This is a genomic window from Paenibacillus sp. lzh-N1, assembly GCF_002872435.1.
In the GTDB taxonomy this organism is placed as follows: domain Bacteria; phylum Bacillota; class Bacilli; order Paenibacillales; family Paenibacillaceae; genus Paenibacillus; species Paenibacillus polymyxa_C.
In genome coordinates this window covers 3,684,189-3,709,269 of sequence record NZ_CP025696.1, presented here as the reverse complement: position 1 = coordinate 3,709,269, position 25,081 = coordinate 3,684,189, and the positions used below count along the sequence as shown (strand labels likewise).

Here is a 25,081-nt window from a genome sequence, read left to right as displayed (position 1 = left end):
TTATTTTTCTCATCTATTCATAACTTGTTAGTTGCTAAGAACTGGCATCGATTCTGATGTGAAGTTAATCGTCTCCAGCATTTTTAACAGAGCGCGCACTGTATCCAGCGAGGTCATGCAGACAATACCGTTCTCAACTGCTTCACGGCGGATGCGGAATCCGTCACGCTCTGGTGTTTTGCCTTTGGTTAGCGTGTTGAAGACGAAGTTGGCTTCACCTGTGCGGATCATATCCAGAATATTCGGATTGCCCTCACTTAGCTTGTTAACAGTGTTCACTGGAATGTTGGCCTGTTCTAAAGCTGATGCCGTTCCACCTGTAGCAATAATTTTGTAGCCTAATCTGTAAAAGCCCTGCATCAGCTCGACAGCTTCTTCTTTATCCTTATCCGCCACTGTGATGATGATCGCCCCAGTAGATGGAATTTTCATACCTGCACCTACGAGTCCTTTGTATAATGCTTTGGCGTACTGGATATCGCGTCCCATAACTTCACCTGTAGATTTCATTTCAGGCCCCAGTGTCGGCTCTACACGACGCAGCTTGGCAAAGGAGAATACAGGAACCTTAACCGAGACATAATTACTTTCAGGCCATAGTCCATCTGTATAGCCTGCATCTTTGAGCTTACCGCCCAAAATGGCCTGTGTCGCCAGATTTGCCATCGGAATATTCGTTACTTTACTCAGGAAAGGAACTGTCCGTGAGGAACGAGGGTTAACCTCGATGACATAGACTTCATCTTGATGAATGACGAACTGAATGTTTACCAGACCAATCGTTTTCAATTCCTTGGCGATGCTGATCGTAATGTCCACGACTTTTTTCTTCAGCTCGTCAGACAAGTGTTGTGGCGGATATACTGCGATCGAGTCACCTGAGTGAACCCCTGCCCGTTCCACATGTTCCATAATCCCTGGTACCAGTACCGTTTCACCGTCACAGATGGCGTCAACCTCAACTTCTTTGCCCAACATATAACGGTCGATGAGCACAGGATGTTCCGGATTGATTTTAACCGCTTCTTCCATGTACCGCAGCAATTCCGTATCTGAGTACACAATTTCCATAGCACGCCCGCCCAGGACGTAGGATGGACGTACCAGAACCGGATACCCCAATGCTTGGGCAGTTCCTACCGCTTCATCTACCGACGTGACCGTGTTGCCTTTAGGCTGGGCGATAGCAAGGCGAGACAGCAGCTGTTCGAACTTTTTCCGGTCTTCTGCTTCATCGATACTTTCCAGACTCGTACCCAGAATATTAACGCCTGCCGCACTAAGTGGAGCTGCAAGGTTAATCGCCGTTTGACCGCCGAACTGGACGATGACACCAATCGGTTTTTCCTGCTCAATGACATTCATTACATCTTCGAAGAAAAGTGGCTCAAAGTAGAGACGGTCCGACGTGTTGAAGTCTGTAGAGACGGTCTCCGGATTGTTATTGATAATTACCGCTTCGTAACCTGCTTTTTGGATAGCCCATACCGCGTGCACGGTGGAGTAGTCAAATTCAATCCCTTGACCGATCCGAATAGGTCCTGAGCCGAGTACGATAACTTTCTCTTTGTTGGATGGAATCACTTCGTTTTCTACCTCATAAGAGGAGTAGTAGTACGGAGTTGTGGCTTCAAACTCGGCTGCGCACGTATCTACCATTTTGTAGACAGGACGCAGGTTTTGATTTAGACGGAATTCACGAACCTCAGACTCGGTTGTCACACTCTTCTGTTGACCCATACTGCGAATCTCGGCAATGGAGCGGTCGGTAAAACCTTTTCGTTTGGCCTGATAAAGTGTTTCCGAGGACAGCTCAGACTCTCCAGCGATAATGGATTCGAACTTAACAATTCCTTCTACCTTATCGAGGAACCACCAATCAATTTTGGTTACATCCTGAATGTCTTGTTGTTTCCAGCCACGACGGAATGCCTCGGCTACCAGGAACAAGCGCTCATCATCTGCTTTAGCCAGACGCTCTTTGAGTACCTCATCAGATAGTTGATCGGCGCCCTTTAGATGCAGGCGATGTACCCCAATTTCCAGAGAACGGACCGCTTTATGGATAGATTCTTCAAATGTACGTCCGATGGCCATGACTTCACCGGTTGCTTTCATTTGTGTGCCAAGCTTGCGGTTGGCAGAAATGAACTTGTCAAATGGCCAGCGTGGTATTTTACTCACGATGTAATCCAATGTCGGCTCAAAGCAAGCATACGTTTGTCCCGTTACTGGATTCACAATTTCATCCAGTGTGTAGCCTAGTGCAATTTTGGCCGCCATTTTGGCAATCGGATATCCTGTCGCCTTGGAAGCCAGTGCCGAGGAACGACTCACCCGTGGGTTGACCTCAATCACGTAGTATTGATAGCTGTGCGGATCCAGCGCAAACTGTACATTACAGCCGCCTTCGATATTGAGGGCGCGGATAATTTTCAGAGAAGCAGAGCGCAGCATCTGATACTCGCGATCTGACAGCGTTTGACTTGGCGCTACGACGATACTGTCCCCAGTATGCACGCCGACCGGATCAAAGTTTTCCATATTGCAGACCACGATGCAGTTGTCATTGCCGTCACGCATAACTTCATACTCGACTTCCTTCATACCTGCGATACTTTTTTCCACTAAGCATTGCCCGATTGGACTGTAGCGCAAGCCAGAGCTGACTGTTTCACGTAATTCTTCTTCTGTGGCGCAAATCCCACCGCCTGTACCTCCCAGCGTATAAGCCGGACGAACGATAATGGGGTAACCGATTTCGTTAGCAAATTCCAATGACTCTTCCAGTGTTGTTACAATTACGCTCTCCGGTACTGGCTGTTCCAACTCACGCATCAAGTCGCGGAACAAGTCCCGATCTTCAGCTTTTTCAATTGAATTCAGTTGAGTTCCCAGCAGTTTAACATTTTCGCGTTCCAACACTCCAGCGCGAGCCAGTTCCACTGCCATATTTAAACCTGTCTGTCCTCCCAGCGTAGGAAGGAGACCATCCGGACGCTCCTGGCGGATAATCTGTGTTACAAAATCAAGTGTAATCGGCTCGATGTATACTTTATCTGCCATATTGGTGTCTGTCATGATGGTTGCCGGGTTACTGTTGATCAGTACTACCTCGACGCCTTCTTCTTTGAGCGCTTGACAAGCTTGTGTACCAGCGTAATCGAATTCTGCTGCCTGACCAATGACGATAGGACCGGAACCGATCACGAGTATTTTTTTAAGTTCTGTATTTTTCGGCATATTAGCGCTCTCCTCTCACTGCGGCGGCGATAGCAGCCTGACGCGGTTGCTTTGGTTGATTTCTTTTGTGTTCACGGATCATTTCCAGGAAGCGGTCAAACAGGTAGCCATTATCGTAAGGACCAGGCGCAGCCTCTGGATGGTATTGCACCGAAAACGCTGGATACTTAGTATGTTTAAGACCCTCAATCGTTTTATCGTTGTTGTTAATATGCGTCACTTCAAGTTCTGTTCCTTGGATCGATTCCTCATTCACTGTGTAGCCATGATTTTGTGATGTGATGAAGCAGCGTCCGCTCTCCAGTTCTTTCACCGGGTGGTTACCACCGCGATGTCCGAATTTCAGCTTTTCCGTATCTGCTCCCGAAGCCAAGGCGAACAACTGGTGTCCCAAGCAAATTCCGAAAATCGGGTATTCCCCTAGCAATTCAGCCACCGTACGTACAGCATGCGGTACGTCTTTTGGATCTCCAGGACCGTTGGACAGCTGAATACCGTCCGGATCCAAGCGGCGAATTTCCTCGGCCGTCGTATCATGTGGAACGACAACCACATCACAGTCTCGTTTATTCAGTTCGCGCAGGATGCCGCTTTTAGCACCATAGTCAATCAATACAATCCGTTCTCCGTTGCCAGGGCTGCTGTACGGATGAGGAGTAGAAGTCAAAGGAACCTGATTACGCAGTTCTTCTATGGTCATGTCGGACATCATTTCTTTTAGTTCTTCCAACGGCTGGGAACCAGTCGTCAAAATGCCCTTCATTGTGCCGTGATGGCGAATAATCCGGGTGAGCATGCGGGTGTCGATGTCGCTAATACCAATGATGCCATATTCCTTCAGCAAATCGCCCACGCTGTATTGAGCACGCCAGTTACTTGGCGCCGGCTCGTAATGTCGAACAGCAAAGCCGTGTACATAAGGCCGTACTGATTCAAAATCATCACGAGTAATTCCGTAATTTCCAATTAGCGGGTAAGTCATGGTTACGATTTGTCCGCAATAAGAGGGATCCGTCAGCACCTCTTGATAGCCTGTAATCCCTGTGTTGAAAACGACTTCGCCTGTTTTTTCACCTTCTGCACCAAATGATGTGCCTGTAAACAGCGTGCCGTCCTGAAGTAACAATCTTGCCTGCATCCCGTCTCACTCCTCTATTTTGTTTCCTGCTATAAGGTTCTATTTTTTTAATTAGTTGTGTATTATTTTGCTTCTTCAGCAGACCATACCAGTTTGCCGTCTACCCAAGTTTTCACCGGCCAGCCTTTGAGCTTCCAGCCTGTAAAAGGAGTGTTGCGTCCTTTGCTGGCAAACGTTTGTGGATCAACTGCCTGCTCCTGATCCAGATCAATCATGGTCAGGTCAGCGGGTGATCCCTCTTCCAGACGTCCCGTATCAAGGCGGAAGACACGCGCTGGGTCAGCCGTCATACGGCGCACCAGAAAGTCCAGCGTCCATTGCCCGGTAGCTACGAATTTGGTGTACAGCAGCGGAAAGGCTGTTTCAAATCCAACGATTCCAAATGGCGCCAGCTCCATCCCTTTTGCCTTCTCTTCCTCGCTGTGTGCTGCATGGTCCGTTACGATGATATCAATCGTTCCGTCCTCCAGCCCCTCGATGCATGCCTGTACATCACGCGGGGAGCGTAGTGGAGGATTCATTTTCCAGTTGGCATCCAGCCCAGGAATATCCTCATCGGACAATACCAAGTGATGCGGGCATACCTCTGCAGTGACCTTGATGCCAAAAGATTTGGCATGGCGAATCAATCGTACCGATTGCTCTGTGCTGACATGGCATACATGATAATGTGCCCCGGTTGCCTCGGATAGCAGGATATCACGTCCAACATGGATCGCCTCGGATTCATTGGGGATACCTTTGAGTCCGTGACGCTTGGCAAATTCACCGTCCGTCACCGCTGCTCCTACAACAAGTGTGTTATCTTCACAGTGTGCAATGACTGGCATATTCAGCGCTTTAGCTCGTGACATGGCATCCTTCATCATTTGTGCACTCTGCACTCCGACTCCGTCATCAGTAAAGCCGATGGCACCTGCTTCTTTGAGCGCTTCAAAATCTGTCAGCTCACGTCCCAGTTCGTTTTTCGTGATGGCTGCGTAAGGAAGTACTTTGGCGAGCCCAGCTTCCTGCCCCTTTTTCAGTACCAACTGAACCGTGTCTACATTGTCTGTCACCGGACGTGTGTTTGGCATGCAGGCAATCGTCGTAAATCCACCTTTCACCGCAGCGCGGCTGCCTGTTTCAATTGTTTCTTTATATTCAAAGCCAGGTTCTCTCAGATGCACATGCATGTCGATTAGACCGGGGATGACCAGCTTTCCCTGGGCGTCGATTTTTTCGACTTCGAGCTCTTGTCCAGATGCCCCTTCTTCCATAATGAGGCTAACTCCGGCTTCCGCATTTGCGATAGCCAAAATTTTTCCGTCAGCGATTAGGATGGATTTTAATTCCGTCTCGCCCTGCTCGTTCAATACGCTTGCATTCATAATTAATTGTTTCATCTGAAATATTCCTCCGCTCAGGTTTTTTGCAACTTTTTCCTACGATCCTACTGACAGCTGCTACAGCTTCATTGCCCGTTCCATAACCGCCATGCGGATCGGAACCCCGTTGGCCATTTGCGGAAAAATTCGTGATTGCTCGCTTTCCACAACTGCACTGTCGATCTCCACATTCCGATTCACTGGAGCCGGGTGCATGATAATTGTTCCGGACTTAAGGCTCGCTGCTCTTTCTTCTGTCAGGCCGTACTGCTCTCGGTACTCATCCGCAGAGCGCAACATCCCTTCAGCATGCCGTTCAAGCTGGACTCGCAGCATCATGACCACGTCTGCCTGCAAAGCTTCTTGCATTGGCACATAAGGCGCGTACGTTGCAAGCTCAGGTGCCTGCATATTGTCCGGTGCACAGAAGCTAACCTTGGCTCCGAATTTTTGCAAGGCCCACAGATTCGAGCGAGCTACACGGCTGTGCAAAATGTCTCCTATGATGGATACTCTCAAGCCTTTAAGCTCACCGAAAGTTTTGCGCATGGTGTAGAGGTCCAGCAAAGCCTGCGTTGGATGCTCATTGTTGCCGTCTCCCGCATTAACCAGCGGAACACTGACCTTCTCAGCAAGCTCTTGCAGCACTCCGGCTGGCTTTAACCGGATGACTCCAGCATCAATGCCCATGGATTCGAGCGTACGTACAGTATCGTAAATGGACTCCCCTTTTTCCACACTGGAAGCCGCAGCGGAAAAGTTCAAAACCTGAGCGCCGAGCCGCTTCTCCGCCATTTCAAAAGAAAAGCGTGTGCGTGTACTATTTTCAAAAAACATGTTGGCCGCGAAGCGTGACTGTAGGACTGGAATCAGCTTTTGCGGCTGTGATTCCCAATAATGAGCACGATCCAGAATCGACTCAATTTCATTTCGGCTAAGTTCTTTTAATCCGAGCAGGCTACGTTCTCTAAGTTGACTGGCTGTTGTGATCATACCTATTCCCCCCGGTTCTGAATGATCGTCACTTCGTCCTTACCGTCCGTCTCCTGAAGTGCAACTACGATTTCCTCAGATTTGGAGGTCGGGATGTTCTTGCCGATGTAATCCGGACGAATCGGAAGCTCACGGTGTCCGCGATCTGCTAGCACAGCCAGCTGGATCATTTGCGGTCGTCCGCAGTCCATCAATGCATCCATCGCCGCTCGAATGGTGCGGCCTGTGTACAGCACATCGTCAAAGAGAATGACTTTCTTATCATGAACCGATACGTCAGCAGGATTCATCAAAAGCTCTTTTCCATTTCCTTTAGCCTCGGCAACGCTGCTCCGGTCATCCCGGTAGGCTGTAACATCCAGCTCTCCCCATGGAATCGGTGCGCCTTCAATCTCAGCAATTTTTTCAGCCAAACGCTGCGCCAGATGAACTCCGCGTGTTCGAATACCTACTAGCACGCAATCGTCGATACCCTTGTTTTTCTCCAAAATTTCATGTGCAATCCGCGTTAATGCCCGACGAATCGCAATTTCATCCATAAGTACATGTGTTTCATTACTCATGCTTCCAGCCTCCTCAGGTGATGTTCCCTTCAGACCTGGTCCCGTGTCGGATACAAAAAAGACTCCTTGCCCAAGTTTGGCAAGGAGTCTCGTATGAACAGTCTTCCACTGTTCTCCGATCTGTCGGACACACTGAAGACATACCGCCGCAGCGGATGCACTGATCAGTGATCCATTCACGTTACCTTGCCAGCCTCACGGGACTGATTTAAAGGTGCTATTCAGGATTTTCTTTGTCCTGCTTCTTATAGTGCGAGATGGCTAACCATCTCTTGGACAAAGTTCATCGCAACTACAAGAAGTATGACAGATTGAAAATCTCGTGTCAACACCCGTTCAACCGGAACCACCGGAAGCACTTTAATAAATATACACCATATCTGTATAATTATCCATAGTTGTTTTTACCCATTCCTTGTCTCACAATAAAAAAACCGCCATTTAGGCGGTCTAAATTAATGATTTATTCAAGTTTTTGAATAGAAAAGCAGTTCATCGTTGTTTTAGCGACTACGCAAGGACGTTAATACATCCTCCATATCAGGAGGGATCGGTCTGCTAAATTCCAAGTATTCTCCCGTGGTTGGATGCTTAAATCCCAATACCGCTGCATGCAGGGCTTGGCCCTCCATACGAACCCCTTTACTGCGTCCATACATAGGATCGCCAACCAATGGATGCCCAATGAATTTCATGTGAACACGGATTTGATGTGTGCGCCCTGTTTCCAATTGAAGTTCAAGCAAGGTATAATCCCCCAACCGTTCAATAACGAGAAAATGGGTAACTGCATGCTTGCTGTTGCGTTCCGTCACCGTGAACATTTTACGATCACCTGAATCACGACCGATCGGAGCATCTACGGTTCCCTGATCGTGGCTCAAATGACCGTGGACCAATGCAATATATTTCCGAGTCACGCTATGATCCTTAAGCTGTGCTGCAAGTGATGCGTGGGCCTGATCATTTTTAGCCGCCATCAGCAGTCCTGATGTATCCTTATCAATACGGTGAACAATACCGGGACGTAATTCCCCGTTAATGCCGGAAAGGTCATGGCAGTGGTACATCAGTGCGTTGACCAGTGTTCCCGAGGAGTGTCCTGGTGCAGGATGCACCACTAGACCACGTTGCTTGTTAATGACAATAACGTCCGAATCCTCGTATACAACATCTAGCGGAATATTTTCCGGCATAATATCTACACTTTCTGGCTCAGGTACCGATAATACAATATGATCTCCTTCAGCCAGCTTGTAGTTCGCTTTGACCGCCGTACCGTTCACCAGTACGCGACCATTCCCGATCCACAGCTGAATTTGAGAACGAGATACTTCCTTCATTTCTTCGGCGATGTATTTGTCTATACGTGTTTTGACATTCCCTGAATCTGCCGTCCATTCCAGAGATTCACCCTCCAGTTCGTCCTCATAAGACAGACCTATGGCTTCGCCGTTTTCATTCACTTCGTTCATGCTATGACTTCCCTTCAACGCTATCATTGCCATTCCCTTTTTCCCGACGCGATTCCAGCAATGTATCCAAAATAATCAGTGCAACACCGATGACAATTGCCGAATCTGCCACATTAAAAATCGGGAATGTGTAGCTTCCAAAATTGAACTGTGCAAAATCAACCACTTCTCCAGAAATAGCCCGATCCAAAAAGTTACCAACCGCTCCCCCAAGCACCAAACTTAGCGCAACAGGAAGTAGTTTTTGCCCAGCTCTGACTGTTTTTCTTAGGTACCATACGATACCGATCACTACTACAATTGTGATCACGATAAAAAGCCAGCGTTGCCCTTCCAAAATCCCAAAAGCGGCTCCGCGATTACGATGGGAGGTAATTAAAAAGAAATTGCCGATGACTGGTATTTGCTCGTACAATTCCATCCGCGTAGCCACCAAATATTTGACTCCCTGATCAATCAAAAAAATAATTAGCGCAATACCAAAATAAATCACAGTCCTTCGTCACTCCGATCCGCTTATATCCGTTGTCGAACCCATTTATTGTAGCATAAGCCTTCTCAGATCGTCCACGAGTCCTGCAGGCTTTCGAGCACAGTCCTTGAATGGAATGAACTCGATCACATTTGATTAGAATTTCCTATGTAAAAGAGGTCTTCCCGGTGCACACTACAAGGAGCATACCTGACACAACGCATGCACGTAAATCTAGAACAAGGAGAGGATTCCATGTCCCCATTGACGGAGCAACAATTACAAGGCTTGCGTAACGAACTGCTGGAACGCAAAAAGGAAATTGAGCATCGGTTGCAAAGCAACGACCATTATGGACTCGGCGATTCTCAACGTGATCAAACCGGTGAGCTTTCTCCCATTGATAACCATCCAGGCGATCTGGCTACCGAAACCTATGAGCGAGCTAAAGATATTTCCTTGCTGGAGCATGACGAGTTTCAATTGGAACGTATCAAATCAGCCTTGATGGCTATGGACAAGGGGACCTATGGCATTTGCGCCGCCAGCGGTAAGCCCATTCCCTATGAACGCCTGCTGGCTGTTCCCTATACCATTTATTGCAAAGAATACAGTCCTGAAACAGAAGTATCCAACAACCGTCCGGTGGAGGAAGAATTTCTCACTCCCGCGTTCGGTAGAACAAGCCTGGATGAGCGTGAAGAACAAAACGGCTTTGACGGTGAAGATGCTTGGCAGATCGTTGAAAATTGGGGGACCTCTAACACTCCGGCCATGGCGGAAAGTGGAGAAATCCATCGCTATGATGATATGGAAATCGAAGCCGACGATGATAATATGGGCTTCGTAGAGCCATATGAAAGCTTTGTCGCTACTGACATTTATGGCAGAAATGTATCCATTGTCCGTAGTTCTATTTATCAGCGTTATATAGAAGATGGCGAGGGTGAAGGTCTGCTGGAGCCAGATTTGCACGAGGACGAATCGTAAGCTTTAAAGTGAAACGCCTAGTAGGTAGTAAGCTCTAATTGTCGCTGTACGATCCGTACAATATCAGCGATATAATCACCGATAATCGGCAAATTCAACGCTCCGAGCACTTGAAGCACATAAATAATGGTAGCAGCAAAAAAAGTAAACCCTAGCGCAATGCCTATCCCTCGGGAAACACCTGATATTAGGTTTAGCCAAAGCAATCGCCAAGGCTTATTCAGCAGCAAAGCGTAATCTGCAATACGTGTTCGTTCCATCTGCTCTGACACAGCTTGCACCAGCTTTTCCACACGACTTAGTTTCTCTGCCTGTTCACCTGCTATTCCCTTTTCTGAGGCTATGGCGGCCCCTTCTCCGTTCATCCCTCGGAGACTCCTTCCCTGTCTGCGCCTTGACCGTGCTGTCATATGCACAATCCCCCTTTTCCCATAGCTGCCCCGAAAGCAGCAAACGAGCCGAAGCACGTAACGGAGGAAACCCGTTTCCGATGCTTAGGCTCGTTTTTATATGCTGCCTGTTATTGTATTATGGGACAGGGGGCTTGTAATTATTCCCCAATATGAACGCCGATGGTTTTGCCGTTCACTTCTACATGTTCCGCTGGTTCAGCTTGACCAAATGTCACCGTGGTTACCAATACGTTCTCACGCAACACAGAGTCGAAGCTTTCGATCGCCTGACGCAAGTCGCTGTCTACATCCAACGTCAATGCTACATACTTTTCAATCGGCAGATCCAGCTTTTTGCGGTAGTCTTGTACCGCGCGAACCACTTCACGTACCCAGCCCTCTTGCTCAAGCTCCGGTGTAATATCTGTGTTCAGCGCTACCGTTAAGCCATAGCCAGAAGCAGAAGCGAAGCCTTCTTTTGCTTTTTTCTCCACCAGCAATTCTTCGGCTGTAACTTGCAACTCTTCACCTTCTGGAGAAGCCACGTTCAGCACTCCTTTTTCTACAACAGAACGAGTATCCTCAGCAGACATTCCTTTGAAAAGGTTTTGTAGGAATCCGACATTTTTGCCGTATTTCTTGCCTGCTACTTTCAAATTCAGCTTCAATGTAAAATCAACAAATCCGCTATCATCCGTCTCAACATGAATATTCTTCACATTGATCTCGTCTTTGATGATTTCTTCATAGCCGCTCAGGTCAAAATCCTGATCCATAGACAGAATCAATTCAGACAACGGTTGACGTGTTTTCAAACCCGTTTCGTTACGGACATTACGTGCTAATTCAACGACGCGACGTGCTGTTTCCATATCTCGTTCCAGTTCCAGATCAATTAAGGATTCATTGGCAGACGGATAGTCATCCAAATGAACACTTTCCCCATTGCTCAGGTTGAGGTAAATATCCTCAGCAAGCAGCGGTGTGAACGGTGCAAGCAGCTTCGCCGTCGTTAACAACACCTCAGTCAATGTTCGATACGCATCCAGCTTATCTTCTGTAAGCCCGTTACCCCAGAAACGATCACGTGAACGACGGATATACCAGTTACTCAGCTCATCCACAAACGACTCAATCGCTTTGGATGAGTTCAGGAAGTCATTTACAGACAATGCTTTATCCACAACCAAGATTAGGCTGTTTAGACGGGATAAAATCCAGCGATCCAACTTGTGTGCCGATGGCTTGAATGGATGCTGTGCCGGATCAAATCCGTCAATATCCGCATACAGAGTCAGAAATGCGTGTGTATTGACAAGCGTATCTACCAGCTTCGATTTAGCCTCGCCTACAATGCCTTTGGAAAAACGTTTGCTATTCCATGGTGCACTATCGGACAGTAATGCCCAGCGGAAAGCATCTGTTCCGTACTCATCAATCACTTCCCACGGATCAATAACATTACCCTTTGATTTGGACATTTTCTGCCCCTGCTCATCCAGTACATGGCCTGTTGCCATGACAGCTTTGTAAGGAGCTTTGCCAGTCAGCATCGTCGAAACCGCAAGCAAGCTATAGAACCAGCCACGAGTCTGGTCAATCCCTTCACAGATCATATCTGCCGGAAATTGCTGCTCAAACGTTTCATTATTCTCAAAAGGATAGTGATGCTGTGCAAACGGCATAGAGCCGCTATCGAACCATACATCGATGACTTCCGGTGTGCGAGTCATTTCGTATTTACCGCATTGGCTACGAACCTTGATATCATCTACATAAGGTTTGTGTAGCTCGATATCCGCTGGTACATCCCCAATTGCACGTTCTCTCAATTCAGCAATACTATGGGGTGCGAACTGTTCTCCAGTTTCCTCACAAACCCAGATATTGAGCGGTGTACCCCAATAGCGATCGCGACTGATGTTCCAATCCACCAGTTCCTCCAAAAACTTACCGAAGCGTCCTTCGCGTACATGACCCGGGTACCATTCAACTTCGCTGTTGTTAGCAATCAGTTGATCCTTGATCGCAGTTGTTTTGATAAACCAGCTGTCCATCGCATAGTACAATAATGGAGTATCGCAGCGCCAGCAGAACGGATAGCTATGCTCGTATTTTTCCTTGCTGTACAGCAACCCTTTTTCGGACAGCATTTTCACAATATCTACATCGCAATCTTTCACAAAACGGCCTGCAAAATCAGTGATTTCAGCTACATAGTTACCTTGGAGATCCACTACGTTGATAAACCCAACGCCATTTTCACGACATACGCGATAGTCATCCTCACCATGTGCCGGGGCCATATGAACGATACCTGTACCGCTGGAATCTGTTACGAACTTGGCACCCAGAATTTGGTTACCTTTCTCCACCTGAAAATAAGTAAATGGCGGGGTATAGGTTTGGCCTACCAGTTCTGAACCCGATAGCGTGCCAATCACTTCATGATCACCTTTAATTACGGTCTCAACAAGATTTTTAGCAACGATGTATACCCCATCTTCCTGCTTCACACGTGCGTATTCCAGCTCAGGGTTGACGGCGAGCGCCACGTGACTCGGCAAGGTCCAAGGTGTTGTCGTCCAGGCCAGTACATATTCACCACTGCTATGCAGCTTGAATTTGGCCGTGGCACTCAGATCCTTTACATCTTTGTAGCCCTGTGCTACTTCATGGGAACTTAGTGTTGTCTGACAATCCGGGCAGTACGGACTCACACGATGACCACGATACAGCAGATCTTTCTCATGAATCGTCGCCAAAATGTTCCATACACTCTCGATATAGTTATTGTCCAAGGTAATGTATGGGTGATCGAGGTCTGTCCAGTATCCGATCGCTTCGGTTAAATCGCGCCACTGCTGCTCGTATTCAAACACGCTCGCTTTACATTTTTTAATAAATTTCTCAACACCGTATTCTTCAATTTCAGGCTTGTGAGAGATCCCCAGTTGCTTTTGCACACCCAGTTCTACCGGCAGGCCATGCGTATCCCAACCCGCCTTACGTACAACACGATATCCCTTCATGGTCTGATAGCGGCCGACGAAATCCTTAATTACGCGACCCAGCACATGACCGATGTGTGGTTTGCCGTTAGCTGTTGGTGGGCCCTCATAAAACACAAAATTAGGCTTTCCTTCACGATTGGTAATGGATTTACGGAACGTGTCCTCCTGTTTCCATTTGCTCAGGATGCGTAGGTCACGTGACCGTGCTTTTTCTTTAACATCCACTCTGTTCATAACGTCATACTTCCTCTCTGCTCATCATTAATTGTTCTAGCGCACTTAAAAAAAGCAACAAAAAAAGCCCCATCCCTGTAAAAGGGACGAGACTGTGCTCGCGTTACCACCCTGATTCCGTAATTAGACCAGTCTAAAGAAGACGATCTTGTCACGACTCTCTGAGCCCTACTCAACTTCAGCAGGGCGCCATTATAACGCATGGCAAACGGTGATTGCTTACACACGCCATAAATTTAAGCGCTTCAGCTCACTTCTCCGGGAGGATCTTCGGTCATGTTCTGAACGTTGGCTTGCACCGGAAGGCCAACTCTCTGAGGGACAAATCATGACGTACTCGTTCCCATCAACGAATTAAACATGTTAAATTCATCGAATATTAAACCAGCAACATCGTTGCCTTTGAATAACAACCATCAACCAATAGACGGATAATCGTTGAATTCAGTATAGTATTTACAGTTATAGCCTGTTTAAAGATAAAAGTCAACCCTAACAAGACCTAATGAAAAGCTTGTCAGAAATCACAATCAGTAAATTTCTTTCATTTCACGCTCGCGCTCCAGCACTTCGCGTTCCCGGTTTTCAAGTGCTTCCCAGCCATCTTGGCTTAACAAGTCAAGCTGTGCTTCCACCAATGTACGAAACCGTGCTCGGTAAATTGAAGCCTGTTTCTTCAGTTCTTCAACCTCCAACGCGATTTTGCGGGATTTGGACAATGCTTCGTTCACAATACGATCCGCATTTTTTTCCGCTTCCTTCACGATCAGTTGAGATTCTTTCTTGGCGTTGTTGCGAACTTCATCAGCTGCTTCCTGCGCGACAATAATTGTCTTACTCAGTGTATCCTCAATCGTCGCAAAATGATCGAGCTTCTCCTGTACGTTCAGCAACTGGGTGCTCAGTTCTTTATTTTCACGAATAACGCCCTCGTAATCCTTGATCACCTGATCCAAAAATTCATTAACCTGATCCTCATCATAACCGCGAAGCCGGCGGGCAAATTCCTTATTATGTATATCCAATGGCGTTAATGGCATGCCGTCCACCTCCTATAAGATTGACAAAAAATTCATTTTCCGCGTCACGACGCTCATTATCATCTATCGGTCATCATACCCCGTTTTGTGAATACTGTACAGAGCAAAATCGTTCCAGTTCTTCGCTATAGGTTAATTCTTTCGACAGAAAGCTCATGAATCCTGCCTACAGCTATACAAACTTACCAATTTTGACACGGAATCTACCCTTTTTTGTCATCCCGTCTGTTTCAAGCACTTTGAAACGCCCAAATCCCTGCATGGAAATAACGTCCCCAACCTTAAGTGAAGTAGATGGATTCTCCTCCACCTTCCAGTTTACCCGACATCGTCCCGCTCGAATCGGTGTTAATATTTTACTGCGACTCAATTTGTAGACGTCACCGGCAACCCCGTCCAGACGCAAAGAAGCGACCGTCAGATCCATCGCCTCTAATGCAACTTCCTTCGTTCGGAGACTTGCTACTGGCAACAGTTCTGTCCAAACATGAACACGATGTACCTGCTGCAAATGCATGGTTATAAAATCTCCGATCTCTGATGCCACCAACACATGACACCCATCATCCAGCACGAGAATGTCCCCGATTTTTCCACGCTTGATTCCAAGCCCCAAAATGGCACCCAGATAATCGCCGTGCTCAAGGGTATTGATTTTATGATCATCAGAAGAGATGGAAAGGACTTGAATTCCCATTTCCTCATCGTCCAAATACGAATAATCGGGCGCAATCAGCGCCCGCTTTCGTTCCGAAGCCGTATATCCGCCATCTACCCTAATCGTGACCTTGTCTTCCTTCGAAGCAAGTGTCTCCAATATGTACTGTTGTCGCGGATCCAAAAAATCAGTCAGCTTCTGCTCATGATAAGCTCCCGCATGACTGATCCATTCGGAAGCACGATCCACATAATCCCGTTCATCCGGGTGAAAATGCTCATAAATCTCAGTTCGCATAAATCCTCCTAGACGAAATTACCAATTAAAGAAATCAAACCGTACGATGCAAAACGCAAAGCAATCAGCGCTACGATAGGTGAAATATCAATCATCCCGAAGATTGGCGGTATAAACCTGCGAAAAGGAGACAAATACGGCTCCACAAACCTGGCAAGTAAATCACCGATCACACTCTCTCTGGCATTAGGAAGCCATGACAGCAGGACATATGCAATGATCATGTACGAATAAATCTGAAATAACCAGTAAATTACCTCGATCAAGAAAAGCTCACCTCATTCTGTTAAGTTCTTGTTCAGTGTCAGCCAGTATCTCCGTAATGGAGCCTTGAATTTCAACCGTATCCGGTGTGCACAGAAAAATATTGTTACCGACCTTCGAAATGCCGCCACTCAGTGCATACACAGTACCACTCAAAAAATCAATGATACGTAGCGCCTGATCCTTGCGAATTCGTTGCAAGTTAACCACGACGGTGCGATGTGAACGGATATGGTCGGCGATTTCCTGTGCTTCATCGTAAGAACGCGGCTCATACAGAACAACTTTCACATTTTTCTGTGAATGGATGCTGACAACATTCGTGCCCTTCTGGTTCTTACGTTTATCAAAGCTTGGGGTTTCAATTTCTTGATCTTCCGGCGTATTCATAACCTCTCGCTCTATAACTTCCTCTTCTTCCTGAAGCCCCAGAAAGTTCATGAACTTATTCATTACGCCCACTGAAAATCCTCCTCTCGTCCGACCAGTACGGAACCAAGCCGCAACCAGGTCGCTCCTTCTTCAACCGCCACTTCAAAATCATTGGACATCCCCATAGACAAGTGAACGATAGGTTCTCTAGTCAAGGCTTGTCCATTTAACCGATCACGCAGTTCACGCAATCCTCGAAACACAGGTCGAGTATGTTCTGGGTCTTCCTCATGAGGAGCCATGGTCATCAAGCCGATTACGTCCACATGTTCCAACTCGCGAATTTGTTCCAAGAAAGGGGCGACCGTCTCGGGGGATAAGCCGTATTTTGAAATTTCCCCAGAAATATTGACTTGCACAAAAGCTTTGACTCGCAGTCCCAAAGCGGCTGCCTTCTTATCCAATTCCTGAGCGAGCGATAAGCGATCAAGCGAATGTATAAATTTAAATTTTCCAATTACATCTTTAACCTTATTCGTTTGGAGATGACCAATAAAATGCCACGTTCCCCGGTCACCCAACTTGCTCCATTTATCTGCAGCATCCTGCCAGCGATTTTCGCCCACATGCTCCAAGTCGTTATCCAATACGGATGCCATTGCCGCCGCCGAAACATATTTCGTGACAGCGATCACATTTACTTCATCACGCGAACGTCCGCTACGGGCACATGCCGCTTCGATACGGGCGTTAACTTCTTTAATTCGTTCCTCCAAAGACACGGGAGGACTCACCTCTCTTCCAGACCAATCCAACTCGCCATTCTTCCTGTAACGCCGCCTTCCTTACGATATGAAAAAAACAAATCGCTACGGCTACTCGTGCACAAGGTAGTACATTCGATATGGCTCGGCAATATTCCTGCTTTCATCATAATGTGTCGATTGCATTGTTTCAAGTCAAGTAGTGTTTTTCCGCCCGTTAAGGGGAAATAAACAGAACCTTCCCATTTATCATTACCCGGGCAATCATGCTCTAAAACCCGAATTTGGCTCATCACATGCTCATCTACCTCATAGGATTCAGGACCAATGGAAGGACCAATAGCTGCTAATATATCGGACGGCTGAGATCCATATTCAGTTTGCATGGTCTGTACCATTTTCAACGCAATCTCCGCCACTGTTCCCTTCCAGCCTGCATGCGCCAACCCAATCACACGATGCACGGGATCACAAAAATATAGGGGTACACAGTCCGCATAAAAGGACGTCAGCAAAATGCCTGGTATATTCGTCAAAAGTCCATCTGTGTCCTGAAAAGCTGATGCACGATCCATAAAGCCTCGCCCACGATCAGCAGCCTGGACAACAGCAACATGATTACCGTGGACCTGCTCGCCGCACGTCCACGCTTCAGCAGCAAAACCAAGCTGCTCAGCAATTAATCGGCGGTTGCGAATGACTTTCTCGGGGTCATCCCCTACATGAAACGCACAGTTCAGACTATCGTATGGCGCTTCACTGACACCGCCATGACGCCCTGTAAACCCTGCTGTTAATCCCTGAACCTGTCGCTCCCAAGATTGAATATATAACAACTCCGGCACGGGACGTCTGCCATCTTGCATGGGCGTAGTCCCTGTAGCCTCGGTATTCACTATAAACGGTTCCATTTTGTTCTCACCTCTACTGCCCAGTGTACCAAAAAGCCGCCTCTGTGTCTTCACAACATACTAAATTACGTGTCCCTCCTGTTCAAAAGACCCGTCGGTCATTCCGCTCCTGACGTTCGATATACGCTTTTTCCTCCCTTTCATCCGGCGGCTCATGCAATCCCTCCAGTCGAACAAGCACAACATCCGAGCCAATTTTCACAATGTTGTACCACGGAATAACCAATTCACTCCCCCCTCCAAACCAGCCCATAAACCGGCTACTCCCCGGAACCACAATAGCTTCAATTTTCCCTTGTCTTACGTCGATCTCCAGATCACTGATTTGTCCCAGACGTCGTCCATCTACAATGTTAATAACATCCTTGGTTTGAAATTCGGAAATTTTCATGGCTCTTACTGACGTTTCCGGTGCATTCACACGCATCACATCCTTTATTTCACTATATGAGTGGAAGAGCCCAAAAAATGTCCTACAAACGCAAAAACGATCCGCACGGGATCGTTTTTGTCACTGAATCATTCAAACATTTTGTTCATTTCATTAGGACTTTACATGTTTTTGCATTTGCTGTATAGCCGACTTCTCTAATCTCGAAACCTGGGCTTGAGAGATACCGATTTCGTCGGCAACCTCCATTTGCGTCTTTCCTTCATAAAAACGCATAGACAATATCATCTTTTCACGCTGGCCCAGGCGATGCATCGCTTCCCGGAGAGCGATTTCCTCAATCCATGAGACGTCTTTATTTCTGTCATCACTGATCTGATCCATCACATAGATTGGGTCGCCCCCGTCGTGATATATCGGCTCGAACAGCGAAACTGGATCCTGAATCGCATCCAATGCGAACACAACATCTTCTTTAGGCACATTTAGCACTTCTGATATTTCAAAAATCGTTGGTTCCCGCGAGTTCAGATTTGTCAGACTGTCCCGCACCTGAAGCGCCTTATATGCAATATCCCGCAACGAACGGGACACACGGATCGGGTTGTTATCCCGCAAATAACGGCGGATCTCTCCGATGATCATCGGCACCGCATAAGTGGAGAACTTTACGTTTTGCGAAAGGTCAAAATTATCAATCGCCTTCATCAGGCCGATGCATCCTACCTGGAACAAATCGTCCACAAACTCCCCCCGATTGTTAAAACGCTGAATCACACTCAGGACGAGCCGGAGATTGCCGTTGACCAATTTTTCTCTGGCTGATCGTTCATTATTTTGCTGAAGTGATGTGAACAGCTCGCGCATTTCTGCATTGGTTAATACCGGCAGTTTAGCGGTATCCACACCGCAAATTTCCACTTTGTTTCGGGTCATCGTGTCTTACCTCCCAAGGAGCAACATTAATGTACATTATCTCCTGAGGTCATTTTTTTATTCGCCGTTTCCATCGCTTCCGGATATCTCCAAGCATTATACCATTTTATTAAATTCCTTTCGTAAGCGCTTTATAATTCGTTTTTCCAGACGCGAAATATACGATTGCGATATACCCAACAGGTCAGCAACATCCTTCTGTGTCTTCTCTTCTCCGTCTTGTAAACCGAAGCGAAGTTCCATAATCAAACGCTCTCGATCCGTCAGCTTATCCAGTGCCTTATGCAATAATTTACGGTCTACTTGCTCCTCAATATTACGATAAATGGTATCATTTTCCGTTCCCATCACATCGGAAAGCAACAACTCATTACCATCCCAATCGATATTCAGAGGCTCATCAAAAGAAACCTCCGTTCTCGTTTTGCTATTGCGACGCAAATACATTAAAATCTCATTCTCAATGCATCGGGATGCATAGGTGGCAAGTTTGATTTTCTTCTCCGGATCAAAAGTGTTCACCGCTTTGATCAGCCCAATAGCACCGATGGATACGAGATCCTCAATGTTGATGCCCGTATTCTCAAATTTACGGGCAATATACACAACTAACCGCAAATTTCTCTCGATTAGCATCGACCGTACTGCTGCATCTCCAGAAGAAAGCTTTCCAAGCAAATACTCTTCCTCGTCTCTTGTCAATGGAGGGGGGAGCGCCTCGCTACCGCCAATATAATAAATTTCTTCACTTTTCAGCCCGAATAAAAATAAAATACGATAATATTGCAGTTGCCATGCTAGCCTAAATTTCATTTTTAAATTCATTTGCTCCCTCATATCATTCTCCCCCTTTTGAAAATAGTACAAGTTAAGTCTTACTGAGCTCCGTCCATTCCAGCATTGAATGTTTCTCCTCGTCTTTAAACCTTGTCCTACGCTCTTCTTCATTATCCTGATTCTGTAAAATGGTCTCTAGCATATGCTTCTCGTTTTAGGTTTGTATCAGCCTCCCCCTCTTCGTGTGCCGTCACTTCTGGGTGGATGATGGCACGATATTTGCCCTCTGCCGACAACTTCCCCCCGTCTAAGCCAATCAGCACTCGATGATGTACAAAATGAACCCCATTCATCACCACCTCTACTCGATCTGGTTTGAGTGCGAGCATAAAGGAATGACTTCGGTTAATTCCACGATAAGGGACGAGACGAACACGATCCTGCCAGCTGAACGATTCCTCCCCCAGATCCATCACTAGTTGATCGGCATTACCCTCAGAACATTTTTGGAGCCAAGAGGCGGGTAAATACGATTCCCACAAAGCCGCCTCCATCACCATTACTGGGGTTCGGGTCAAAGGATCATGCAGTTGGTTACCTGTATCCAACAAGCCTGTACACTCAATATGATCCTGCCCAATCCACACCTGTACTTGCCCCAAAAAGCCACTCATCCTTTCTGTACGCTGCTTTGAGGACTGCACAATACGAAAGAAGAGCATCACTCCGCCAAATGCGCATAAAATAAACCAGAATGCGATTTTTAATTCAAAAGACATTCCACCTGATGCGGTATACCAGATGCCATTAAACAAATCCCCCGTATTCTGGAGAAAATAATGCATCCCCAAAATGCCACCTGCTGCTACAAAATTGATCATGTAAAAGGCACCCATTGTACGAAGATACTTTTGCATGCTGCCAAAACCAAAGGCCACCAGCAGCATAATGACCGATAAGGCCAGCTTGATTAGAAACGTAAACAAAAATGACAGCTCCGGCACAAACATCATGACCACGTACATTGCGCCAATTCCAGCTGAAGTCATTAATCGCCACCACACGGGTCGGATCTTTCTCATCCAGGCGGTGAACATTAGCAACACAGCATCAATAAACAAATTGGCCAAGAAAATCAAATCGATATAAACAACCAAGGATTCACCCGCCCAGCATTTTGCAGGATAGGCTTAAGTATAGTAGTCATACGCTTCAAAGTCTGTCTAACGGTGGGGACGGTGTCCGACTAATTTTGTCGGAAAGAGGAGAAGCACTGGCCGTGTGGAATGCGGGAGAAAACAGAAAGAAGCCCGCATCTCCAAGGAGAATGCGGGCTTTCTAAATTCAAACTAGTTATCGTTATTATTATTGCGTGAACGGTTACGTAAGAATGTCGGAATATCCAATTGGTCACTGCTTTGAGTGTTACCGAATGGACGCAAGTTAGGAGAGGACTTTTCCGTTGCTTCGGAAGCCGCTGGGTTAGCTGCTGGTCTACGTCCCGGTGCTGGCTGGCTCGGCTTACCTTCAAAACCAGTGGCGATCACGGTAACCTTAATCTCTTCTTTCAAGTCTTCATCAATGATGGCACCGAAAATCATGTTCACTTCCGGATCGGAAGCTGATGTTACAATTTCAGCCGCCTCATTGACCTCGTATAGAGACAAATTGGTGCCGCCAGTGATGTTCATAATGACACCACGCGCACCTTCTATGGATGTCTCCAGCAACGGACTCATGATAGCCTTACGCGCTGCTTCAGCCGCACGATTTTCACCCGTTGCTTCGCCAATCCCCATCAACGCGGAGCCACGCTCCGTCATGATCGTTTTTACGTCAGCGAAGTCAAGGTTGATCAGACCCGGTACAGCGATCAAATCCGAAATACCTTGTACGGCCTGACGCAGAACATTATCCGCTTCACGGAATGCTTCCAGCATTGGGGTTTTCTTGTCCACAATTTCAAGCAAGCGATCATTCGGGATTACAATCAAGGTGTCTACTTTTTCTTTCAATCCCTCAATGCCAAGTTCAGCTTGATTGGAGCGTTTACGCCCTTCAAATGTGAATGGTCGGGTTACCACGCCTACAGTCAGCGCACCGCATTCCTTAGCAATTTCAGCAATGACAGGGGCCGCTCCGGTTCCTGTACCGCCACCCATTCCGGCAGTTACGAATACCATATCCGCGCCTTTGAGCGTATTCATAATAAGCTCACGCGACTCTTCAGCCGCTTTTTTACCCACATCAGGGTTAGCCCCGGCACCCAGACCGCGAGTGAGCTTATCGCCAATTTGAAGCTTGTGCTCAGACTTCGCCAAGTGAAGCGCCTGGGCATCTGTATTGACTGTAATGAACTCTACACCCTGAACTCCATTTTCGATCATTCGGTTAACTGCATTGCTGCCGCCGCCTCCGACGCCGATCACTTTAATTTGAGCCAAGCTCTCCATTTCAAAATCAAATTCCAACATACTATTCCATCTCCCCCTCAATGTGCATGGATGGCCCGTCCATGATTGGCATAATTAGCAATGAACGTTATATAAATTCACTGAACATATTTTTTAAGCGTTCAATCAACCCCTGCTTTTGCTCGCCTTCCGCAACGGGACTGCTGCTCTTGGTTCGGCTAGTCGGCTTCTTGGTACTACCGCCACTGTTGCTAACACTAGTCGATCTCCCGCGATAGTAACGGATAGCATTATGCAAAATACCAACTCCGCTCGTATATCCCGGATCCCTTACACCGATAAAATCAGGTACAGCGATCCTTACGGAAGCGGCCAGTTCGCTTTGTGCCACCTGAAGTACACCAGGCATGGAGACGGTGCCTCCGGTAAGTATATAACCCCCCGGAAGCTCTGTGTAACCCAAGCGCTTAACTTCCGCCTGAATGAGTTGAAAAATTTCCTGTACTCTCGGCTCAATAATAGCAGCCAAATCCTGTTGGTTGAACTCCTTATCTACATTACTGCCGATACGGGTCACTTTAAAGACGACATCGGCTGCTGCATCATCATACCAAGCGCAGCCGTATTTGAGTTTTACTTTTTCAGCTTGATCGGTAAGGGTTCTCAGTCCGTAGGCAATATCATTGGTTACAAATTCTCCGCCGATGGGGAGTGTTGATGTAGCAACAATCGTTCCTTCCTGGAAAATGGCCACATTCGTAGAACCTGCACCAATATCCACCAGCACGGAACCCATCACCTTTTCATCCTTCGAAAGAGACAACTGTCCAGCTCCAAGAGGCAACAAGACGAGATCTTTAATCCTCAGGCCGGCTTTCTCAACGCAGCGCAACAGATTATGTATTGGGGTCTTGCCTCCAGTAACAATCGTAGCCTCTACTTCGAGACGAACACCGATCATACCACGAGGGTCCTGAATTCCTTCAAGGCCATCTACGACATACTGCTTGGCTACCACGTCAATAATTTCTCTCTCCGGTGGTACGGCAATTACTTCTGCTGCCTTCAGTACACGTTCAATGTCCTCCTCGCCGATTTCACGGTCCTCGTTGGACACGGCTACTACGCCATGACTATTTTGCAGACCAATATGGTTGCCTGAAATCCCCACATACACTTCTGTTATTTGAATACCAACCATGCGTTCTGCGTGATCCACGGCGTTACGGATTGATTGCACGGTTTGATCAATGTCTACAATTGCACCTTTGCGAATCCCTTCCGAGTCGGCAGATCCAACTCCAATAATATTAAAGGTTCCATTATTCATTTCCCCAATAATAGCCCGAACTTTGGATGTACCGATGTCCAAACTAACAATGATGTCATTGTTGCTCAAGTCTGTGGCACCTCCTGACTCCAAAATGAATTTCGTTCTTCAAACACACTCTGTACATATTCAACATACTCCATGCTTTCCCTCTTTTTTCTACAAATTTTTTAGAAGCCAATTTATGGTTGCAGTCACATAAAAATTTGAAGAAAAAAGAAGGAGGCAAGTCTATTACCCATAAAATCAATTCTAGCATTTTTTCACATCACTGAGTAGTATCTTTTTCTTGGCCCTCTTCGCTCGTATCGGGTTTGAATGGAACGTAGGAATCCGCCTCCAGCATTGTGATCACACCAGGATCTTCTGTTTCTAGCACCTGGTTCAAATAGCTGATTTTAGAGTTCAACAATGAAACGGTTGTAATAACCTCAAATTGGGAACGCGTGTACATTTTTATACGGTCTGGAAAAGAAGGAATCGGTGCGGGAATGATTTCCGAAATATCAGCTGTCCATTCTCCCGGAATGCGTGATAAAGCATCACACAGCTTCGCTTTGTAGGGATCATCTGATTTCCATTTAGTCAAAATAGGCTTTTCAACCGCTATCCCACTACTTCCTACGCCCACGCTTGTCCCATTTGCTAGAATAGCACGCAGGCTACCGTCGCTTTGCAACTCGTAAGCTACCGTAGCAAACTCTTTAATGTGAATCGTAATGATACCCGGAAACTGCTTGTCCACTGTGACTTGCTGAATTGACTGAATTTCCCGCAGCTTCTCAGAGACGTCGGATGAACTGACTCCGAAATATTGATCTCCGACAGCGAGACCACTTCGATTAAGAAGTTGCTCCCGGGTCGAAAATACATTACCATCAAAACGAATTTCAGAAACCTGACTCAACGAAGAACGGAAAAAGAGAACAGCGAGTAGTACAATAAACAACAAAATGAGAAGAATAGCAATCTTCCGGCTTGTTCTTTTTTTCGTTCTGTTCTTTTTAAGAACAGGTATTTGAGCATTTGGCATAGCTTCTCTCCAC

The 25,081-nt window shown here is 46.8% G+C and carries 23 protein-coding genes and 1 other annotated feature; of the genes, 1 reads left to right on the top strand and 22 read right to left on the bottom strand.

Features of this window, described 5'->3' with window-relative positions:
* Positions 1-27 precede the first annotated feature (27 nt).
* The 7 genes from carB to lspA all read right to left on the bottom strand — a co-directional run bounded on the left by carB (position 28) and on the right by lspA (position 9,272).
* The gene (gene carB / locus C0638_RS16900; protein WP_040103338.1) at positions 28-3,243 is read right to left on the bottom strand and encodes a carbamoyl-phosphate synthase large subunit; all 3,216 of its coding nucleotides are present in this window, start codon (positions 3,241-3,243) and stop codon (positions 28-30) included.
* 1 nt (position 3,244) lies between these two features.
* A complete protein-coding gene (gene carA / locus C0638_RS16895; RefSeq protein WP_013372064.1) occupies positions 3,245-4,381 on the bottom strand; it encodes a glutamine-hydrolyzing carbamoyl-phosphate synthase small subunit in 1,137 nt (378 codons plus the stop codon).
* Between the two features lie 62 nt (positions 4,382-4,443).
* Positions 4,444-5,766: a dihydroorotase gene (locus C0638_RS16890; RefSeq protein ID WP_058711739.1), complete on the bottom strand. Its 1,323-nt coding sequence runs from the start codon at positions 5,764-5,766 to the stop codon at positions 4,444-4,446.
* 60 nt (positions 5,767-5,826) lie between these two features.
* Positions 5,827-6,741, bottom strand: coding sequence for an aspartate carbamoyltransferase catalytic subunit (locus tag C0638_RS16885; RefSeq protein WP_058711738.1), 915 nt, complete (start codon positions 6,739-6,741; stop codon positions 5,827-5,829).
* 2 nt (positions 6,742-6,743) lie between these two features.
* Complete coding sequence (gene pyrR, locus C0638_RS16880) at positions 6,744-7,304, bottom strand: bifunctional pyr operon transcriptional regulator/uracil phosphoribosyltransferase PyrR (protein ID WP_013372067.1); 561 nt, start codon at positions 7,302-7,304, stop codon at positions 6,744-6,746.
* Positions 7,305-7,807: 503 nt separating this feature from the next.
* The gene (locus C0638_RS16875) at positions 7,808-8,779 is read right to left on the bottom strand and encodes an RluA family pseudouridine synthase (protein WP_013372069.1); all 972 of its coding nucleotides are present in this window, start codon (positions 8,777-8,779) and stop codon (positions 7,808-7,810) included.
* 1 nt (position 8,780) lies between these two features.
* On the bottom strand, positions 8,781-9,272 hold the full coding sequence (gene lspA / locus C0638_RS16870; protein ID WP_013372070.1) for a signal peptidase II: 492 nt from the start codon (positions 9,270-9,272) through the stop codon (positions 8,781-8,783).
* A gap of 234 nt (positions 9,273-9,506) precedes the next feature.
* On the opposite strand from lspA, the gene C0638_RS16865 reads away from it, so the two are divergent.
* Complete coding sequence (locus C0638_RS16865) at positions 9,507-10,241, top strand: TraR/DksA C4-type zinc finger protein (RefSeq protein WP_058711737.1); 735 nt, start codon at positions 9,507-9,509, stop codon at positions 10,239-10,241.
* 17 nt (positions 10,242-10,258) lie between these two features.
* Here C0638_RS16865 and C0638_RS16860 read toward each other — a convergent pair whose 3' ends face one another.
* The 15 genes from C0638_RS16860 to C0638_RS16790 form a co-directional block, all read right to left on the bottom strand.
* Positions 10,259-10,606 carry a DUF5665 domain-containing protein gene (locus C0638_RS16860; RefSeq protein ID WP_025676451.1) on the bottom strand — a complete coding sequence of 116 codons (348 nt, stop codon included), beginning with the start codon at positions 10,604-10,606 and terminating at the stop codon, positions 10,259-10,261.
* A 185-nt stretch (positions 10,607-10,791) separates the two neighbouring features.
* Complete coding sequence (gene ileS, locus C0638_RS16855; protein WP_058711736.1) at positions 10,792-13,881, bottom strand: isoleucine--tRNA ligase; 3,090 nt, start codon at positions 13,879-13,881, stop codon at positions 10,792-10,794.
* Between the two features lie 79 nt (positions 13,882-13,960).
* Positions 13,961-14,240: a binding site (T-box leader), on the bottom strand.
* A 171-nt stretch (positions 14,241-14,411) separates the two neighbouring features.
* On the bottom strand, positions 14,412-14,921 hold the full coding sequence (locus C0638_RS16850; protein ID WP_013311075.1) for a DivIVA domain-containing protein: 510 nt from the start codon (positions 14,919-14,921) through the stop codon (positions 14,412-14,414).
* A 172-nt stretch (positions 14,922-15,093) separates the two neighbouring features.
* On the bottom strand, positions 15,094-15,876 hold the full coding sequence (locus C0638_RS16845) for a YlmH family RNA-binding protein (RefSeq protein WP_058711735.1): 783 nt from the start codon (positions 15,874-15,876) through the stop codon (positions 15,094-15,096).
* Between the two features lie 8 nt (positions 15,877-15,884).
* Positions 15,885-16,142 (bottom strand): YggT family protein, encoded by a 258-nt coding sequence (locus tag C0638_RS16840; RefSeq protein WP_013372075.1) that lies wholly within the window; start codon positions 16,140-16,142, stop codon positions 15,885-15,887.
* Between the two features lie 7 nt (positions 16,143-16,149).
* The gene (locus C0638_RS16835; protein WP_013372076.1) at positions 16,150-16,602 is read right to left on the bottom strand and encodes a cell division protein SepF; all 453 of its coding nucleotides are present in this window, start codon (positions 16,600-16,602) and stop codon (positions 16,150-16,152) included.
* Positions 16,593-17,294 carry a YggS family pyridoxal phosphate-dependent enzyme gene (locus tag C0638_RS16830; protein WP_013372077.1) on the bottom strand — a complete coding sequence of 234 codons (702 nt, stop codon included), beginning with the start codon at positions 17,292-17,294 and terminating at the stop codon, positions 16,593-16,595. The genes C0638_RS16835 and C0638_RS16830 overlap by 10 nt, the downstream gene beginning before the upstream one ends.
* Positions 17,295-17,302: 8 nt before the next feature.
* Positions 17,303-18,187: a peptidoglycan editing factor PgeF gene (pgeF, locus tag C0638_RS16825; protein ID WP_013372078.1), complete on the bottom strand. Its 885-nt coding sequence runs from the start codon at positions 18,185-18,187 to the stop codon at positions 17,303-17,305.
* Positions 18,188-18,269: 82 nt separating this feature from the next.
* Positions 18,270-18,614 (bottom strand): YlmC/YmxH family sporulation protein, encoded by a 345-nt coding sequence (locus C0638_RS16820; RefSeq protein ID WP_199771179.1) that lies wholly within the window; start codon positions 18,612-18,614, stop codon positions 18,270-18,272.
* A 117-nt stretch (positions 18,615-18,731) separates the two neighbouring features.
* Positions 18,732-19,514, bottom strand: a complete 783-nt coding sequence (gene sigG / locus C0638_RS16815) for an RNA polymerase sporulation sigma factor SigG (RefSeq protein WP_013372080.1) — start codon at positions 19,512-19,514, stop codon at positions 18,732-18,734.
* A 96-nt stretch (positions 19,515-19,610) separates the two neighbouring features.
* Positions 19,611-20,351: an RNA polymerase sporulation sigma factor SigE gene (sigE, locus tag C0638_RS16810; protein WP_013372081.1), complete on the bottom strand. Its 741-nt coding sequence runs from the start codon at positions 20,349-20,351 to the stop codon at positions 19,611-19,613.
* Between the two features lie 110 nt (positions 20,352-20,461).
* On the bottom strand, positions 20,462-21,448 hold the full coding sequence (gene spoIIGA / locus C0638_RS16805) for a sigma-E processing peptidase SpoIIGA (protein ID WP_102163636.1): 987 nt from the start codon (positions 21,446-21,448) through the stop codon (positions 20,462-20,464).
* Positions 21,449-21,640: 192 nt separating this feature from the next.
* Positions 21,641-22,765, bottom strand: coding sequence for a cell division protein FtsZ (ftsZ, locus tag C0638_RS16800; protein WP_013372084.1), 1,125 nt, complete (start codon positions 22,763-22,765; stop codon positions 21,641-21,643).
* A gap of 67 nt (positions 22,766-22,832) precedes the next feature.
* Positions 22,833-24,104 (bottom strand): cell division protein FtsA, encoded by a 1,272-nt coding sequence (ftsA, locus tag C0638_RS16795; protein ID WP_040103330.1) that lies wholly within the window; start codon positions 24,102-24,104, stop codon positions 22,833-22,835.
* Between the two features lie 199 nt (positions 24,105-24,303).
* Positions 24,304-25,068 (bottom strand): cell division protein FtsQ/DivIB, encoded by a 765-nt coding sequence (locus C0638_RS16790; protein ID WP_013372086.1) that lies wholly within the window; start codon positions 25,066-25,068, stop codon positions 24,304-24,306.
* Positions 25,069-25,081: the final 13 nt, after the last annotated feature.